The organism is Pelomonas sp. Root405, assembly GCF_001425165.1.
Lineage (GTDB): Bacteria > Pseudomonadota > Gammaproteobacteria > Burkholderiales > Burkholderiaceae_C > Pelomonas.
Window position 1 is genome coordinate 89,803 of record NZ_LMDU01000013.1, and the last position, 16,629, is coordinate 106,431.

Sequence of the window (16,629 nt, forward strand, 5' to 3'; positions counted from 1 at the left end):
ATGCATCAACCGGAGCGCTGGATCGCCCACCTCGACATGGACGCCTTCTACGCGTCCGTCGAGTTGCTGCGTTATCCGCAGCTCAAGGGCGAGGCCGTCGTCATCGGCGGCCGGCGCGCCGATGCGCCGCGGCAGCTGGAAGACGGTAGCTGGCGCTACGCCAAGCTGCGCGACTACACCGGCCGCGGCGTCGTCACCACCAGCACTTATGCCGCGCGCGACCTCGGCGTGTTCTCGGCCATGGGCCTGATGAAGGCGGCCCTGCGCGCGCCCGACGCCATCCTGCTGCCGGCCGACTTCGATTCCTACCGCAAGTACTCGCGCCTGTTCAAGGCCGCCGTGGCCGAGGTGGCGCCGGTCATCGAGGACCGCGGCATCGACGAGATCTACATCGACCTGAGCAACGTACCCGGCGTGCGCGATGCCGTCGGGCACGACCCCCTCGGCGGCGTCAAGGCCGTTGCGCGCGAGATCAAGAACTCGGTCGGCCGCGCCACCGCCCTGACCTGCTCCATCGGCGTCACCCCCAACAAGCTGCTCAGCAAGATCGCCAGCGAGCTGGACAAGCCCGACGGCATCAGCGTGCTGACGCTGGACGACATCCCGACCCGCATCTGGCCGCTGGGCGTGCGCAAGATCAATGGCATCGGGCCAAAGGCCGGCGACAGGCTCGTCAAGCTCGGCCTGGAGACGGTAGGCGACATCGCCGCCGCCGACCCGGCATGGCTGGTCGAGCAGTTCGGTGAGAGCTACGGCCACTGGCTGCATGCCACCTCTCACGGTCGCGACAACCGACCCGTCGTCACGCACAGCGAGCCCGTGTCCATCAGCCGCGAGACCACCTTCGAACGCGACCTGCACGCGGTGCACGACCGCGCTCTGCTCGGCGGCATCATGGACGACCTTTGCGAGCGGCTGTCGCAAGACCTCGACCGCAAGCGCTATGCCGGCAAGACAGTGGGCATCAAGCTGCGCTTCGAGGGTTTTGTGACCGTCACGCGCGACCAGACGCTCAAGGCCGCCATCACCAGCGCTGCCGACATCCGCCGCGCCGTGGGCCTGTGCCTCAAGCGCGTCAAGTTCGACAAGCGCCTGCGGCTGATGGGCGTGCGCATCGGCAACCTGGTGCATGCCAGCGAGGTGCAGGCGACACCCCCAATGGCGCGTGCCGAGCCGATTGCCGCGCCCGACAACTTGAGCCTGTTTTGAGCGACTGGCACTACAGCGTCTCGGTGCGCAGCCTTTGCGAGTTCACCGCCAAGCGCGGCGACCTCGACCGCCGCTTCACGCCATCGGCCACGGCGCTGGAGGGGCAGGCCGGGCAACTCGCCGTGCTGGCGCGGCGCTCCCCGGGCTATGAGACCGAACTGCCACTCGAAGGCCAGTTCGGCAACCTGCGCGTACGCGGCCGGGCCGATGGCTACGAGGCCGACGTGAACCGGCTCGAAGAGATCAAGACCATCCGCGGCCCGATTGACCTCATCCCCGAGAACCGGCGTGCGCTGCACTGGGCGCAACTGCACACCTATGGCGCCCTCATCACCGCCGACCGCGGCCTGACCGAGCTGGAACTGGCCCTCGTCTATGTAGACGCCGACACGCAGAACGAGACCGTGCTGCGCGAAACAGTGCCGGCCGCCCTGCTGCAGGCCGCGTTCGAGGCGCGCTGCCGCGAATTCGAGGCCTGGGCACAGCAGGAGGCAGAGCACCGCGCCGCGCGTGATGCGAGCCTGAGTGCCCTGCCCTTCCCCCTGGGCGAAATGCGCCCCGGCCAGCGGCTGCTGGCGGAGGCCGTCTACCGCGTGGCCGCCAACGGCCGCTGCCTGCTCGCCCAGGCGCCTACCGGGATCGGCAAGACGCTGGGCACCCTCTACCCGCTGCTGCGGGCCTTGCCGCTGCGCCAGCTCGACAAGATCGGCTACTTGACCTGCAAGGGCACCGGCCGCATCACCGCGCTCGAGGCCCTGCACGCGCTGCGTGAGGCGGCCCCAATGAAGCCGAACGCCGAGGGTGCGCCCCAAGGCGCTTTGCGCGTGCTGACGCTGGTGGCGAAGGAGCAGGCCTGCGAGCACCCGGACAAGGCCTGCCACGGCGACGCCTGTCCACTGGCCAGTGGCTTCTACGACAAGCTGCCCGCCGCCCGCGACGAGGCCGTGCAGACCGGCTGGCTGGAGCCCACCGTGCAGCGGCGCATTGCGCTCAGACACGGCGTTTGCCCCTACTACCTCGGCCAGGAGCTGCTTCGCTGGGCCGACGTCGTCGTCGGCGATGTGCATCACGCCTTCGACCCGCATGGCCAGCTCTACGGCCTGGGGCAGTCGCAGGGTTGGAAACTGGCGCTGCTGGTGGATGAAGCCCACAACCTCATCGACCGTGCGCGTGACATGTACAGCGTCAGCCTCAGCCTGTCCCGCGTGCGCGAGGCGCTGGCCGACGCACCGGTCAGCCTGCGTGCGCCGCTGCGCGGGCTGGCCAAAGAGCTGGCCACGCTCGCCCGCGCCCAAACCACTGACTACCAAGCGCTGCCCGCTGTGCCCGAGGCGCTGGGCGAAGCGCTGCAGCGTGTCAACGCGGCCCTGGGCGAATACGTGCAGAACCACCCGCTCGAGGTCGGCACGATGCTGGAGTTCTATTTCGAGGTGCTGGGGCTGCAGCGCCTGCTCGACCGCCTGGACACGCATTCGCTGTGCGACCTGCAGCGCAGCACCGCCACGCGGCCCATCATGGAAGCGCCGGCCAACCTGTCGCTGCTGGAGGAGGATGAAGACGATGGCCGCGATGTGCTGCTGTCCGTGCGCAACATCGTGCCCGGCCATTTCCTGAAAGAGCGCTTCGAAGGCTGCCACAGCGTCACGCTGTTCTCGGCGACGCTGGGGCCGCCCGACTACCAGCGCCACTTGCTCGGCCTGCCGGAAGACACCGCCTGGATCGACGTGCCCGCGCCCTTCCCGCCGGAGCACCTCACCGTGCAGGTGGCCCAGCGCCTGTCCACCCGCTACGAGCACCGCCAGGCGTCGCTGGACGCGCTGGTCGACCTGCTCGCCCAGCAGTTCGTTGAGCACCCCGGCAACTACCTGGCGTTCTTCAGCAGCTTCGACTACCTCGACAAGGCCGCTGCGCGCCTGGCCCTGCGCCACCCGAAGGTCACGCAGTGGAGCCAGTCGCGCGCGATGGGCGACGCGGCGCGGCGCGCCTTCCTCGACCGCTTCGTCGAGGGCGGCCGCGGCATCGGCTTTGCCGTGTTGGGCGGCGCGTTCGCCGAGGGCGTGGATCTGCCCGGCACGCGCCTGATCGGCGCCTTCATCGCCACGCTCGGCCTGCCGCCCGTGTCGCCGCTGCAGGAGCAAGTGCGCGAACGCCTGGACGCGATGTTCGGCGCCGATCACGGCTATGCCGACCTCGTGCCCGGCATGCAGAAGGTGGTGCAGGCCGCCGGTCGCGTTCTGCGCTCGGTCGACGACCGCGGCTGGGTCTGGCTGCTGGACAAGCGCTATGCCCGGCCCGAAGTGCGGGCGCTGCTGCCGAGCTGGTGGCTGCTTTGAGTACCCGGCCGGTCTGCGGCAGATATCACGAGACCTGCGGCCTGGCGGTGCCAGATGTTCGGGAATGTTGCGCCCGCCTCGCTGATCGCAGCACCCGGTAACCGGCAGCAGGAGCAGTCGTGCCACGCTGAGGGCATGAGTTCCGTCCACACCGCCACCTCTCCCACCCCTGCGCCGGCTCCCCGCCTGGCTACCGCCGCCATGCTGGCCACCCTGCTCTCGCTTGCAGGCTGTGGCGGCGGTGGCGGCTCCGAGCCCGGTGCTGCGCCTGGCGCGCCAACCCCCTCACCGGCACCCACGCCCGCTCCAGCGCCCGCTCCGGCACCCACGCCAGCACCGCCACCGGCGACAGCCGGCACGCGCATCACCTGCAACCTGCCCAACTTTGAGGCCGACATGCTGGCGGCCGTCAACGCCCATCGCCGTGCCGGCGCCACCTGCGGGGCGCGCGGTGCCTTCCCGGCTGCCCCCGAGCTGACCTGGAACGCCGCGCTCACCCAGGCCGCCGTGGCGCACAGCGACGACATGGTCGCGAACAACTTCTTCAGCCACACCGGCAGCAACGGCAGCAGTGCGGGTGACCGCGCTACCGCCGCCGGCTACACCTGGCGCAGCGTGGGCGAGAACATCGCCGCCGGCCAGCCCAGCATCGCCGTCGTGGTGGACGGCTGGATGAAGAGCGACGGCCATTGCGCCAACCTGATGAACGCCGTCTTCCGCGACATCGGCGTGGCCTGCGTGGCCGGCAATGCCAACACGACCTACCGCACGTATTGGTCGCAAGAGCTGGGCACCCCACGCTGACGGGCGGCAGCCCCTACGAGCAGAAATCTTTTCCGTCGGCTGAATCCAAACCACGCCGCCAGGCGCTCCAAGGAAGCACCATCCACTGCTTTCCTCGGAGCCACACATGCTCTTCGACCTCCAGAACTCGTTGCCGCTGTTCATTCCCATCCTGGCGCTGTTTATTCCCATCGTCGCCATCCTGGCCCACTACATCGGCAAGGCCCACACCGAGCGCCAGCGCCACGAGACCATCCGCGAGTTGGCGCGCGCTGGCCAGCCCATCCCGCCCGAACTGCTGGGCGAGGCGCAGGACAGCGACTGGCACCGCGCCCGGCGCGACCAGGCCAATCCCAATCGCATCCTCGTGCCCGCCATCATCAACATCGCCGTTGGCCTGGGCCTGATGGGCATGTTCTCGATGATGATGCCCGGCGCCTGGCTCTGGAGCATCGGCCTGCTGCCGATGTTCATCGGCATCGGCCTGGCCCTGTACTGGGCCGTCGAGCGCAAGCAGCAACCACCCCGACAACAGCCGTGACACTTGGCGCCGCCGCTGCGCCAGCCTCATCGGGTGAGGCCGAAGCCGCGCTGGTGGCCCGCGCGGCTGCCGGCGACCGCACCGCCTTCGCTGCGCTGATGCAGACCCACCAGGGCTATCTGCGCAAGCTGCTCAGCCGCGTCTGCCGGGGCGACCAAGGCCGCGCCGACGACCTCGCGCAGGAGGCCTTCGTGCGCGCCTGGCGCGCCCTGCCCAAGTTCCGCGGTGAGGCGCGCTTTCGCACCTGGCTCACGCGTCTCGCCTACTCCGCGCTGTCAGCTGAACGCCCGGCCCTGCCTTTGGCGGACGACGCGCCGCCCGATCTCGGCGCGCACAGTGATTTCGCAACTGGCGCCGACTGGCGCATCGACCTCGACCGCGCGATGGCCGGACTGAGCGAGGCCCAGCGCCATGCGCTGCTGCTCTGCTACGGCGCCGACCTCAGCCATGCGGAAGCCGCACTGGTGCTGGGCTGGCCGCTCGGCACGGTCAAAACCCAAGTGCTGCGCGCCAAGGCGCGGCTGCGCGAGCAACTCCAAGCATGGGAACCCACGCCATGACGACCAAGAGTCACGACAAAGAAGCTTCTTTTGATGATGCGCTGCGGGAGCAACTGCAAGCGGGCGGCGAGCCCGACGACGCCGGCTTCAGCTTGCGGGTAATGGCGGCGCTACCGGTCTACGGCGTTACACCGCGGCAGCGGCGCTGGGCGCGGTGGGTCAGGCGCGCGCAGTGGGCGGCCATCAGCTTTGCGGCTTGCGGCGCGGCGGCGCTGATCGGGGTTGGACACGAGCCTCCGGATGCGCCGCGTGCGCTGGCAGCGGCGGCGCTGGTGGGACTGCTGATCTTCTGGTCGCTTCCGACTCGGTGGAGTCGGGGGTGACGCCGCGGAAGCCGCGGCGATCAGCGCACGTCAGCCGACCTTCCTGAACCTGTTCCGCTGCGACACGCAATAAGCCACCGGCGCCGCGATCCCCGCCAGTACCACGGCAGACCCGACTGCAACGGCCACAGGAATCGGTGCAAACGCCCACAGCGCGACATACACGAGCCCGCTGACCGTCATGCACCAGCCACCCAGTCGGCTGACTTTGCGGGCCAGTTCATTCGGGAAAAAGCGCTTGGGCATGCGGTTTCCATACCAGGCAATCATCAACCCGTTCATGGCGATGACCACGCGCTTGACGGTGTCCCCGTCGACGTAGCCGAGCTTGCGCGCCAACGTCAGGCCAAGCGCCATGGCGATGATGCCGCCACCCCAGGCCAGGCCTGCGATCAGTTCCTTGTTCATCGTGCGATCTCCTTCTTGCTTGTGGGCGCCGGGTCGCCCAGGCCGAATGAATGGACGAAGCCCAGCAGCGCTTCTTCAAGCACCGAAAGCTTCAGGTGGTAGATGACCGATTTGCCGTGCTTCTCGGCGTGAACGAGGTCAGCCTCCTTCAGCACCGCGAAGTGGGCGGACATCGTGGGCTTGGAGACGTTGAACTGGTCGCTCAGCTCGCCCGCACTCAAGGGCCCGTTGCGCAGCAACTGCAGCACCTGGCGGCGGGTGGGGTCGGAAAGGGCTTTGAAGACCTGGCTCATGAGTCGATGATTAGCTAATCATCTAAATAAGTCAAGCCCGCGGAACGTCATCGCGTAAGGGCTCTGAGCACCAGCAATTGGTGCAGCCACGCCCCAATCTGAAGCGCGCCGCTCTCTGGCTGCGCGGTCGCATCACTAGGCAAACCCGGTGCGCCCTGGGCCTACCGAGGGAGACCCGTGAAATACCCACCCGCGCCGCGCCTTGGCACGCTTGATGCTGGATACCGACTGGTATACCAACGAGTGCACCATGACCGAGCTGAGCCCTTTGACCCTTGCTGACTGGCGCCTCGCCTACCTGGAAGGCGCATCGCCGCGCGACTTGCTGGCCGGCCGCTTGGCACAGCTGGGCGGGCATGACGCAGCGGTGTGGATTCACAAGGCGACCGCCGAGCAACTGGCGCAGCAGGTTGGCGCACTTGAGTCGCTGCTGGCCGCGGCGGGCGGCGACCGCGCCGCGCTGCTGGCCCGTCTGCCGTTGTTCGGCGTGCCCTTCGCGGCCAAGGACAACATCGATGTGGCCGGCATGCCTACCACCGCCGCCTGCCCGGCCTTCAGCCACGTGCCGATCGGCAACGCCCACGCGGTGCAACGGCTGATGGACGCCGGCGCCGTCTGCCTGGGCAAGACCAACCTCGACCAGTTCGCCACCGGGCTAGTCGGCGCCCGTTCTCCCTACGGCCGGCCGTGCAGCGCCTTCGACGCAGCACGCGTGAGCGGCGGCTCCAGCTCGGGCTCCGCGGTGGCAGTGGCGCGCGCGGAGGTGGCGTTTTCGCTGGGCACCGACACGGCCGGCTCGGGGCGGGTGCCGGCGGGTTTCAACAACCTCGTGGGACTTAAGCCCACGCCGGGGCGAGTCGGCACGAGCGGCGTGCTGCCGGCCTGCCGCACGCTGGATTGCATCTCGGTCTTCTCGCTGACGGTGGAAGACGCCGCCGCCGTGCTCGCCGTCATCGAGGGGCCGGAGGCGCAAGACGCCTATAGCCACTTCGAGCCCGGACCGGCGCAGCTGCCGGCGCGTCTGCGCATCGGCGTACCGGCGACACCGGACCTCAGCGCCGACTACGCGCCGGCCTGGCCGCTGGCGGTGCAGCTCGCCCGCGAGCTGGGGCACGAGATCGTGCCGCTGGACTTCGCGCCGCTGCATGCGGTGGCCGAGCTGCTCTACGACGGCCCCTGGGTGGCCGAGCGCCATGCCGTCGTGCAGGACCTGCTGGCGCGCGACCCCGAGGCCATCGAGCCCACGGTGCGGCGCGTCATAGCGCGCGCCGTTGGGCTCACGGCCACCGACACCTTCAAGGCTCAGTACACGCTGCGCGCAGCCCAGCGGGACACGGCGGCACTGTGGCAGCAAGTCGACGTGCTGATGGTGCCTACCGCCCCTGCCCACCCCAGCTTTGCCGAGCTGGATGCCGACCCCATCGGCGCGAACGCGCGGCTTGGGCGCTATACCAATTTCGTCAATTTGCTGGGCTGGTGCGCGCTCGCGCTGCCGTCCAGCTTCAATGACCAGGGCCTGCCCTTCGGCGTGACCTTCATCGCACCGGGGCAGGCCGATGCGGCGCTGGCCCGTTTCGGCACCGCCTGGCAGGCTGCCGCCGCCTTGCCGCTGGGCGCCACCGGCATGAAGCGCCCGCCGTCGACACCAACTGCCTGGCCGGCCACCGAGGCCACGCTGCCGCTGGCCGTCGTGGGCGCCCATCTGTCCGGCATGCCGCTGAACGGCCAGCTGACCACGCGCGGCGCCACGCTGCGCGAAGCCACCACCACGGCGCCGACCTACCGCCTGCATGCGCTGCCCGGCACGGTGCCGCCCAAGCCGGGGCTGCAGCGCGTCGCCGAAGGCGGCGAGCCGATTGCGGTGGAAATCTGGAACGTGCCACTGCGGCACATCGGCTCGCTGCTTGCGCTGATTCCCGCGCCGCTGGGGCTGGGCAGTGTGCTGCTCGCCGACGGCAGCTCGGTGCACGGCTTTATCTGCGAAGGCCAGGCCCTGGCCGGCGCGACCGACATCACTGCCTACGGCGGCTGGCGGGCCTACATGGCCGACACGCACCGTGCCTGAACAACCCCTCTCATCACCCCAGGAGCCGACCATGACCGATTCGTTCATACCCCAGCGCCGCACCGTACTTGGCGCGGCCGCCGCCGTTGCCACGCTGGGTGCACCGGCCGTGCTGCGCGCGCAGACGCCCAAGATCCGCATCGGCTACTGGCCAGTGGCGGCGGGGCTGCCTTTCTATGCCGCTGTCGAGAAGGGCTACTTCAAGGAAGCCGGGCTGGACGTGGAGGCGCTGAAGTTCGCCGGTGCCCAGCAGGTGATGGAAGCCATGCTGGCCGGCCGCTGCGACGGCAGCTCCAACGGCACGGGCTCGGGCAACCTGGGCGTCGGCGAGATCGCATCACCCGGCCTGTTCAAGATCATCGCCACCAACCCGAGCAACCAGAAGTACGTGCTCGACCAGTTCCTCGTGCCCAAGGACAGCCCCGTCAAGACGCTCGCCGAGCTGAAGGGCAAGCGCGTGGCCAGCGGCCCCGGCATCCAGAACAAGGTGCTGGCGATGGCCGTGCTGGAGCGCGCCGGCGCCGCCGGCACGTCGGTCACCGAGTTGCCCATCGGCCAGCATGTGGCCGCGCTCGCCGCCGGCCAGGTGGACGCCGTCTACACGCTGGAACCCACCGGCACCGTCGGCCGGCTCAACGGCACGACGCGCGTGCTGGAGGCCGGCGTCATCGCCAAGTACATCCTCGGCGACCCGCTGGCGCCCTGGCACGGCGGCTCGGCCACGCTGACGACCGAGTTCATTAAGAAGTACCCGGCCGAGACCAAGAAGTACATCGCCGCCTATGCCCGCGGCATCGACCTCGTGCGCAAGGACCCCGCCCAGGCGCGCGCCTTCCTGAAAGGCTACACCGCCATCGAAGGCCCGCTGACCGGCGAGGTGCCGCTGGCCTCCTACATGCTCTACAACGAGTTCACGCCGAGCGATGTGGCGCACTTCCAGAAGTTCTTCGACCTGTTCACCGAGAAGGGCGTGTTCGGTAAGAAGCTCGACGTGACCGCCCTGCTCTACAAGGCATGAGGCCATGACCACCATGGAGCCCACCCCCGTTGCCGCCGCGCCGTGGCAGGCCGCCCAAGGCCAGCCCGCCGCGCGTGCGCCGCGCTTCAACGCCACCAGGCTGCTGCCATTCATCGGCCCGCTGCTGCTCTTCATCGTGTGGGACCTGGTGGTGCGCTTCGGCCTCATCCGCCCCATTCTGCTGCCGCCGCCGCTGGACACGCTCGGCACGCTCATCACCGGCCTGACCGGCGGGCCGCTGCTGCTGGACTTCGCCGTCACCGTGTGGCGCACCGTGCAGGCCTTCCTGATCGCGGCCGTCGTCGGCATGCCGCTGGGCGTGCTGCTCGGCAGCAACGAAAAGGCCTACCGCAGCGTCGAGTTCCTGATCGACTTCTTCCGCTCGACGCCGTCATCGGCGCTGATACCGTTGTTCCTGCTGATCTTCGGCGTGTCGGACATCAACAAGGTCGCCATCGCTGCCTTCGGTGCCTTCCTGATCGTCGTGTTCAACAGCGCCTACGGTGTCATCAATGCGCGCAAGCAGCGGGTCATGGCGGCCAAGGTGATGGGCGCCTCGCGCTGGCAGATATTCAAGGACGTGCTGGTGTGGGAGAGCCTGCAGCCGAGCTTCGTCGGCCTGCGCTCGGCCGTGTCGATGGCGCTGGTCATCGTCGTCGTGGCCGAGATGTTCATCGGCTCGGACAACGGCCTGGGCCACCGCATCATCGATGCGCAGCAGGTGCTGAACGTGAAGACGATGTACGCCGCCATCCTGGCCGCGGGCATCCTGGGCTATGTGCTCAACATCCTGTTCCTGGTCATGGAACGCAAGATCGTCCACTGGAGCGGAAGATGAACGCAGTCCTGAACGCCCCCGTCGTGCCCGACGTGCCGGTGCGCCCCTTCCAGCCAGGCCCCGCCGGCACGCACATCACCATCCGCGGCCTGACGAAATACTTCGCCGGCTGGCCGCTGTACGAGGACTTCAACCTCGACATCCCCAAGCACAAGATCGTATCCGTCTTCGGCCCCAACGGCTGCGGCAAGAGCACGCTGATCAACATGATCGCCGGCCTCATCCCCATCGACTCGGGCCAGATCCTGTTCGACGGCAAGAGCCTGAAGGACACCAAGATCGGCTACGTGTTCCAGAACTACCGCGAGGCGATGTTCCCGTGGATGCGCACCATCGACAACATCGCCTATCCGCTGAAGATGGAAGGCCGCAGCAAAGCCGAGGTGGACCGGCGCATGGCCGAGCTGGTGGAGAGCTTCGACGTCAAGTTCGACCTGAAGCGCTACCCGTATGAACTGTCGGGCGGGCAGCAGCAGACGGCGTCCATCATGCGGGCGCTGGCGCCCCAGCCAGAGGTGCTGTTCCTGGACGAGCCCTTTTCGGCGCTCGACTTCGAGATGACACTGTTCATCCGCGAGAAGCTTCAGGAGGTCTTCATGCAGACGGGCACGACCATGATGCTGGTCTCGCACGATCTTGAAGAAGCCGTCTATCTGGCCGACGAGGTGCTGCTGCTGACGAAACGACCGACCAAGGTGGCCGAGATCCTGAAGTACGAGGACCCGCGGCCCCGCACGGTGGCCACGCTGTCGGAGCCCAGCTTCGTCAGCGCCAAGAAGCTGAGCCTGGAGATCTTCCAGCGCGAGGTGCGCCGTTGATGAACGCCGCTCGAATCGAGGCCTATGTCGATGCCGCCGCGGCGGCGCTGGACCTGCCGCTGGCGCCTGAGCACCGGCCCGGCGTGCTGCGTTACTTCGGCCTCGCGGCGGAGATGGCGGCGCTCGTCAACGGGCTGCCGCTAGCCGTGCACGACGAGCCGGCCGAGGCCTTCGCGCCCATCTCCCCATGAGCAGCGCGGCTGAACTGCTGCTGCAACCGGCCCACGCCATCGCCGCCGCCGTGCGGGCGGGTGACGTGAGCGCCGAGGCGTTGGTGCGAGCGAGCCTGGCGCGCATCGAGCAGACCGACGGCGCGGTCAACGCCTTCACCGACATCACCGCCGAACGCGCGCTGATGGCCGCGCAGGTGCTGGACCACCGCCTGCGAGAGTTCGACCCCGCCGTCCGCGCGCTGCCGCTGCTGGGCGTGCCGTATGCGGTCAAGAATCTGTTCGACGTCCAGGGGTTGACAACGCTGGCCGGCTCCAGGATCGAGCGAGACCGCCCGCCCGCCACCCGAGACGGCCCGCTGGTGCAGCGCATGGACGCCGCCGGCGCGGTGCTGGTCGGCGCGCTGAACATGGACGAATACGCCTATGGCTTCACAACCGAGAACAGCCACGAAGGCCCGACGCACAACCCGCATGACCTGACCCGTGTGGCCGGCGGATCGTCGGGCGGCAGCGCGGCTGCGGTGGCCGCGGGCCAGGTGCCGGTCACGCTGGGGTCCGACACCAACGGCTCCATCCGCGTGCCCGCGTCGCTGTGCGGCGTGTTTGGCCTCAAGCCCACATACGGCCGTCTGCCACGCAACGGCAGCTACCCGTTCGTCGCCAGCCTGGATCACCTCGGGCCGTTCGCCCGTTCCGCGCAAGACCTGGCCCTGGCCTATGACGCGATGCAGGGGCACGACGCGGCCGACGCGGGCTGCGTGCAACGTGCTATCGAGCCGACGCATGCCACGCTGTCGCAGGGCGTGGCCGGCCTGCGGATCGCGCGGCTGGGCGGCTACTTCGATGCCAACGCGGGCCCCGAGGCGCGCGCCGCCGTAGACCGCGTCGCCCAGGCGCTGGGCGCCCTGACGACGGTCGAGCTGCCCGAAACCGAACGCGCCCGCGCGGCCGCCTTCCTGATCAGCAATGCCGAGGGTGCCAACCTGCACCTGGCCGACCTGCGCCAGCGCGCGCAAGACTTCGAGCCGCTGTCACGTGACCGATTCCTGGCCGGTGCGCTGCTGCCCGCCGCGTGGGTGGTGCAGGCCCAGCGCGTGCGGCGCTGGTTCGCGCTGCGCGCCGCCGAACTGCTGCGCGACGTGGACGTGTTGATCGCCCCGGCCACGCCGGTGGTGGCGCCGGTCATCGGCAGCGAATGGATGGACGTCAACGGCCGCCGCCTGCCCGCGCGGCCCAGCCTCGGACTGCTGACCCAGCCCATCTCCTGCATCGGCCTGCCGGTGTGCGCGGCGCCGGTGTGGGGCGTGCACACGACGATGCCCATCGGCGTGCAGATCATTGCCGCGCCCTGGCGCGAAGACCATGCGCTGCGCGTCGCCCACGCGCTGGAAAAAGCCGGCGTCTGCGTCGCGGCGGTGGCAAAGCCATGAGTGACATCAACATTCCCGACGTGCTGGCCGAGATGCAGGCGGTGTTCAACCAGTACGAGGATGCGCTGGTCAACAACAAGGTCGACGTGCTGGACGCGCTGTTCTGGAATTCCCCGAACACCGTGCGCTATGGCGCTGCGGAGAACCTCGTCGGGTACGCGCAGATCCAGGCCTTCCGCGCCGCTCGCTCACCGGTCGGCCTGGCACGCACGCTGCGCCATACCGTCATCACCACCTTCGGCCGTGACTTCGCCACCGCGATGACCGAGTTCCACCGCGACGGCAGCGGCGCCACCGGCCGGCAAAGCCAGACCTGGGTGCGCATGCCCGACGGCTGGCGCGTCGTGGCTGCGCACGTCAGCTTGCTCGCGCCGCCTGCTCGCTAACATCGGCTCCATGCGGTCTCCTGTCGATCCTTCCACCACTGGCCGCCCGAACCTGGCCGCCCAGGTCTACGCCCAGCTCAAGGCCGAGTTGAACGATTTCCAGCTGGTGCCGGGCGACCGTTTCTCCGAGGCCGAGCTGAGCCAGCGCCTGGGCGTCAGCCGCACGCCCGTGCGTGAGGCGCTCTTCAAGCTGCGCAACGAGGGTTTTCTGGACGTGGAGGCGAAGACCGGCTGGTCGGTGCGGCCCATCGACTTCGGCCGGCTGGAGCAGCTCTACGACCTGCGCGTCATCCTGGAACTGGCAGCCGTGGCCAAGCTGTGCGCCCACACGGGCACGCCGCCGCCGGAGCTGGAGTCGCTGAAGGCCATCTGGCTGGTCCCCGCCGCCGAGCGCCTCAGCGATGCGCGCGAGGTCGGCCAGTTGGACGAAGCCTTCCACGCCACGCTGGTGCGGGCGGCCGGCAACGCCGAGATGGCGCGCGTGCACTGGGACGTGACCGAGCAGATCCGCATCATTCGCCACCTGGACTTCACGCGCGGCCATCGCATCGAGGCCACCTACGCCGAGCACGGCAAGATCCTGCGCGCCGTCATGCAGCGCAAGGTCGAGCAGGCCCAGCTGCTGCTGCGCAGCCATGTCGAACAGAGCAAGGCGGAAGTGCGCAAGATCACCCTGGCGACGTTGCACGAGGCCCGGGAGCGGTCAAAGAGCGCCTAGCGCGATGCGGCACGGTGGCCACGCTCCACCGCAGCGACCGGCCGGGCGCCGAAGACCCCACCCAAATGACCCGCTGCGGCGTACGATCACCACAGACGACCTGCCCGCAAGCCGGGTCCGGTCGGGTCACCTGGGCAGGTGCTTCAAGGCCTGTTCCGACGTGCGAGTGCCCGGCTTCTAGCCCGAGGTGCATCATGTTCAAGCACATCCTGCTTCCGACCGACGGGTCTCGGTTCTCCGAGCAAGCGGTCTTTCATGGCGTCGAATTGGCAAGGCTGTCAGGCGCGCGCGTGACGGGGTTTTACGCCGCGCCGCAGTTCCACGTGCTGACCTATCGCGTGTCCGAGTTGGAGGGTTCGCGCGACCAGTTCGCCGCAGAGGTGCGGGCCCACGCGGACCTCTACCTCAGGTTCATCAGCGGCGTGGCCAGCGAAGCCAAGGTGCCCTGCGAAACGTTGATGGAACAGAACGACCATCCGCATGAAGCCATCTGCAACGTCGCCAAGCGCCTGCAGTGCGACCTGATCGTGATGGCATCACATGGCCGCCGCGGCTTGGCGGGGCTGCTGCTGGGGAGCGAGACCCAAAGCGTGCTGGCGCATACCGAAGTGCCCGTCATGGTCTGGCGCGCTCAGCCCAGCTGAGGGCTTGGCATACGCGTCAGCGCGCCGCACGGGCCGGCGGAAGCGGGGCTGCCCCATCCGCCGGCCCGGTCCTTGGCGGTCGAAGCGCGCGACAAGCCGTCGGGTGTCTGAAGCTCAGGCTGCTTCGCCGGGCGGGGGCGCTACGGGCTCGTCCACCTCGGCAAACAGTGTCTCGGCACTCACCGTCAAATCTACGCTGGCCCAGCGTACCGCTTCACCCGCAGCGAATGGGTGCAACACCCAAAGGCCGTCACCGCCCTTGCGATAGACATCCACCCGGCGCGAGTCAAGGTCGACCAGCACATATTCAGCCAGGCTCGCAATGCTGCGGTAGTGCGCGAACTTTTCGCCGCGGTCGTAGGCGGCAGTCGAAGGCGACAGCACCTCCACCAGCAGCACCGGTTCGCGCTTGACGAGCGGGCTGAGACGGTCGGCGGCACTGCAGGTCACCAGCACATCGGGGTAGAAGAAGGCGTTGCCAGCCGCGGCCTGCACCTTCATGTCTTGCAAGTAGGCACGGCACGCAGAGCCGGCGAGATGCTGGCGCAGCGCCATGTAGACATTGCCCGCGGCGGTGACATGCCGGTCCTCGGCGCCGGCCATGTTGAACACCTCGCCGTGGACGTATTCATGGCGTTCTGTCTGGGCAGCTTCCCAGGCGAGGTAGTCGTCGGCACTGAATCCAGACTTCAAGACAGGCTGACCCATCGCAACTCCGGCATTTGGCTTGGCAGGCACCGATTATCGGCGCGCCACCAATCACGCGAGGCCGAGGTCATGGCGCAACTTCTTCGGCAGCTTGCCCGCCACCAACTCGTGCGAGCGCTTCACCAGCGCCTTCAACTCGCCCAACGGCAAGGCCTTGGGGTCCGACACCGCCACCCAGTGATAGCGCGCCGCATACGGCGCCGGCGCAAACCCCGGCAAGCCGGTGAGCTCCAGGAAGCGGTGTTCATCCACCTTGAAGCTGCAATGCGTCCACTTGTCCGGATGCGGCCCGCCGACGAAGAACATCTTGGCGCCGACGCTGGCGACCCAGTCGCAGCCCCATTTGATGTCCTCGGTGGCACCGGGCAGCGTCATGGCGTAGGTGGCGAGGGCTTGGAAGCTCATGGTGATCAGGGGGAGCGCGCCGAGGCGGGTCTTCCGATTCTGACGTCGCCGACCGCGCTTTGCGGCAATTTGCAGCACTGCGGCGGGTCACGGGGCCCCTGCCCTGCCCCGGGCCTCGCCAACAATCCCGGCTCCACGCTTGCCTGTCGCATGAACTTCCTCAACCTGGGCTCAGACCCGACGCCGGCCACGGCGGCCATCAATGCCGAGCCGGTCAACGCGCTCCAGCACGGGCTGACGCTGTTCCATGCCACGCCGCCGGATTACGCGCGCGCCGCGGGCTGGTTCCGCGCTGCGGCCGACGCGGGCGATGCCGACGGGCTGGCCATGCTTGGGCTTTGCCAACTGGAAGGCCTGGGCCTGCCGGCCGACGCAGTACAGGCGCGCTCGCTGCTGCAGCAGGCCGCCGCCCGCCGCAGCGCCATCGGGCGCTTTCAGCTCGGGCGGGTGCTGATGACCGGCCGTGGCGGGCCGGCGGACGAAGCCGCGGGCCTGACGGCCTATGTGACGGCTGCAGCTCTCGGCCACGCCGAGGCGACATTCAATCTGGCCAATTGCCTGCACGCGGGGGTGGGCTGCCTGCCCGACCGGCTGGCGGCCAAATCGCTCTACCTGCGCGCCCGCGCCCTGGGCTGCAGCTTGAGCCCGCAGGGCATCCGCGTGCGGCGGCATGAGCTGAAGGCGGTTCGTGCGCTGGCGCAGCGCTTCGCCGACCCGAACCGCATGTTCTTCCTCGTGCAGGAGCGCCAGCAGGAGCTGGCCCTGGTGCATGCAATTGCACAGCCCGGCGCCGGGCGCGAGCGCCCCGAGGCAGCCGCGAAGCCCAAGGCTTTGCATCTGGCCGCCGGTGTGGTGGTGGCGATGGCCGGCACGCTGGGCCAGTTCCTGCGGCGCTCGCCGCGCGACGCCGGGCCGACGACGATCAATTTCTGACGCCGCCCCGGCGGGGCGCGCGGAAAAACTCATCGCGCTGCGA

At 68.9% G+C, this 16,629-nt stretch carries 20 protein-coding genes; 16 read left to right on the plus strand and 4 right to left on the minus strand.

Annotated features, from left to right (window positions below):
- From ASC81_RS16365 to ASC81_RS16390, 6 genes are all read left to right on the plus strand, one after another.
- A complete protein-coding gene (locus ASC81_RS16365; protein WP_056269243.1) occupies positions 1-1,209 on the plus strand; it encodes a DNA polymerase IV in 1,209 nt (402 codons plus the stop codon).
- The gene (locus ASC81_RS16370; RefSeq protein WP_056269245.1) at positions 1,206-3,542 is read left to right on the plus strand and encodes an ATP-dependent DNA helicase; all 2,337 of its coding nucleotides are present in this window, start codon (positions 1,206-1,208) and stop codon (positions 3,540-3,542) included. The genes ASC81_RS16365 and ASC81_RS16370 overlap by 4 nt, the downstream gene beginning before the upstream one ends.
- Positions 3,543-3,677: 135 nt before the next feature.
- Positions 3,678-4,346 (plus strand): CAP domain-containing protein, encoded by a 669-nt coding sequence (locus tag ASC81_RS27555; protein ID WP_200946876.1) that lies wholly within the window; start codon positions 3,678-3,680, stop codon positions 4,344-4,346.
- Between the two features lie 106 nt (positions 4,347-4,452).
- The gene (locus ASC81_RS16380; RefSeq protein WP_056269248.1) at positions 4,453-4,866 is read left to right on the plus strand and encodes a DUF6249 domain-containing protein; all 414 of its coding nucleotides are present in this window, start codon (positions 4,453-4,455) and stop codon (positions 4,864-4,866) included.
- Positions 4,863-5,426, plus strand: coding sequence for an RNA polymerase sigma factor (locus tag ASC81_RS16385; RefSeq protein WP_056269251.1), 564 nt, complete (start codon positions 4,863-4,865; stop codon positions 5,424-5,426). The genes ASC81_RS16380 and ASC81_RS16385 overlap by 4 nt, the downstream gene beginning before the upstream one ends.
- Positions 5,423-5,749, plus strand: coding sequence for a hypothetical protein (locus ASC81_RS16390; protein WP_056269253.1), 327 nt, complete (start codon positions 5,423-5,425; stop codon positions 5,747-5,749). The genes ASC81_RS16385 and ASC81_RS16390 overlap by 4 nt, the downstream gene beginning before the upstream one ends.
- Positions 5,750-5,779: 30 nt before the next feature.
- On the opposite strand, the gene ASC81_RS16395 is transcribed toward ASC81_RS16390, so the two are convergent.
- Both ASC81_RS16395 and ASC81_RS16400 read right to left on the minus strand, forming a co-directional pair.
- Positions 5,780-6,157 (minus strand): hypothetical protein, encoded by a 378-nt coding sequence (locus ASC81_RS16395; protein ID WP_200946879.1) that lies wholly within the window; start codon positions 6,155-6,157, stop codon positions 5,780-5,782.
- Complete coding sequence (locus ASC81_RS16400; RefSeq protein WP_056269255.1) at positions 6,154-6,450, minus strand: autorepressor SdpR family transcription factor; 297 nt, start codon at positions 6,448-6,450, stop codon at positions 6,154-6,156. Before ASC81_RS16400 ends, ASC81_RS16395 begins: the two co-directional genes overlap by 4 nt.
- A 250-nt stretch (positions 6,451-6,700) precedes the next feature.
- Here ASC81_RS16400 and atzF point away from each other — a divergent pair, with 250 nt between their 5' ends.
- The 9 genes from atzF (at position 6,701) to ASC81_RS16445 (ending at position 14,540) form a co-directional block, all read left to right on the plus strand.
- Positions 6,701-8,515 (plus strand): allophanate hydrolase, encoded by a 1,815-nt coding sequence (atzF, locus tag ASC81_RS16405; protein ID WP_056269971.1) that lies wholly within the window; start codon positions 6,701-6,703, stop codon positions 8,513-8,515.
- A gap of 31 nt (positions 8,516-8,546) precedes the next feature.
- Positions 8,547-9,533, plus strand: a complete 987-nt coding sequence (locus ASC81_RS16410) for an ABC transporter substrate-binding protein (RefSeq protein WP_056269256.1) — start codon at positions 8,547-8,549, stop codon at positions 9,531-9,533.
- Positions 9,534-9,546: 13 nt separating this feature from the next.
- Positions 9,547-10,371 (plus strand): ABC transporter permease, encoded by an 825-nt coding sequence (locus tag ASC81_RS16415; protein WP_056269976.1) that lies wholly within the window; start codon positions 9,547-9,549, stop codon positions 10,369-10,371.
- Positions 10,368-11,189, plus strand: a complete 822-nt coding sequence (locus ASC81_RS16420) for an ABC transporter ATP-binding protein (RefSeq protein ID WP_056269258.1) — start codon at positions 10,368-10,370, stop codon at positions 11,187-11,189. Before ASC81_RS16415 ends, ASC81_RS16420 begins: the two co-directional genes overlap by 4 nt.
- The gene (locus tag ASC81_RS16425) at positions 11,189-11,380 is read left to right on the plus strand and encodes an AtzG-like protein (RefSeq protein WP_056269260.1); all 192 of its coding nucleotides are present in this window, start codon (positions 11,189-11,191) and stop codon (positions 11,378-11,380) included. Before ASC81_RS16420 ends, ASC81_RS16425 begins: the two co-directional genes overlap by 1 nt.
- The gene (locus ASC81_RS16430; protein WP_056269262.1) at positions 11,377-12,792 is read left to right on the plus strand and encodes an AtzE family amidohydrolase; all 1,416 of its coding nucleotides are present in this window, start codon (positions 11,377-11,379) and stop codon (positions 12,790-12,792) included. Before ASC81_RS16425 ends, ASC81_RS16430 begins: the two co-directional genes overlap by 4 nt.
- Positions 12,789-13,178, plus strand: a complete 390-nt coding sequence (gene hpxZ / locus ASC81_RS16435) for an oxalurate catabolism protein HpxZ (RefSeq protein WP_056269264.1) — start codon at positions 12,789-12,791, stop codon at positions 13,176-13,178. The genes ASC81_RS16430 and hpxZ overlap by 4 nt, the downstream gene beginning before the upstream one ends.
- A 10-nt stretch (positions 13,179-13,188) precedes the next feature.
- A complete protein-coding gene (locus ASC81_RS16440) occupies positions 13,189-13,896 on the plus strand; it encodes a GntR family transcriptional regulator (RefSeq protein ID WP_056269265.1) in 708 nt (235 codons plus the stop codon).
- A gap of 194 nt (positions 13,897-14,090) precedes the next feature.
- Complete coding sequence (locus ASC81_RS16445; protein WP_056269267.1) at positions 14,091-14,540, plus strand: universal stress protein; 450 nt, start codon at positions 14,091-14,093, stop codon at positions 14,538-14,540.
- Positions 14,541-14,654: 114 nt separating this feature from the next.
- Here the strand turns inward: ASC81_RS16445 and ASC81_RS16450 are convergent, their stop codons facing one another.
- Both ASC81_RS16450 and ASC81_RS16455 read right to left on the minus strand, forming a co-directional pair.
- Positions 14,655-15,248, minus strand: a complete 594-nt coding sequence (locus ASC81_RS16450; protein ID WP_056269269.1) for a Uma2 family endonuclease — start codon at positions 15,246-15,248, stop codon at positions 14,655-14,657.
- A 51-nt stretch (positions 15,249-15,299) separates the two neighbouring features.
- Complete coding sequence (locus ASC81_RS16455; RefSeq protein ID WP_056269271.1) at positions 15,300-15,653, minus strand: MmcQ/YjbR family DNA-binding protein; 354 nt, start codon at positions 15,651-15,653, stop codon at positions 15,300-15,302.
- Between the two features lie 150 nt (positions 15,654-15,803).
- Between ASC81_RS16455 and ASC81_RS16460 the strand changes: the two genes are divergently transcribed.
- On the plus strand, positions 15,804-16,586 hold the full coding sequence (locus ASC81_RS16460) for a tetratricopeptide repeat protein (RefSeq protein WP_056269272.1): 783 nt from the start codon (positions 15,804-15,806) through the stop codon (positions 16,584-16,586).
- Positions 16,587-16,629: the final 43 nt, after the last annotated feature.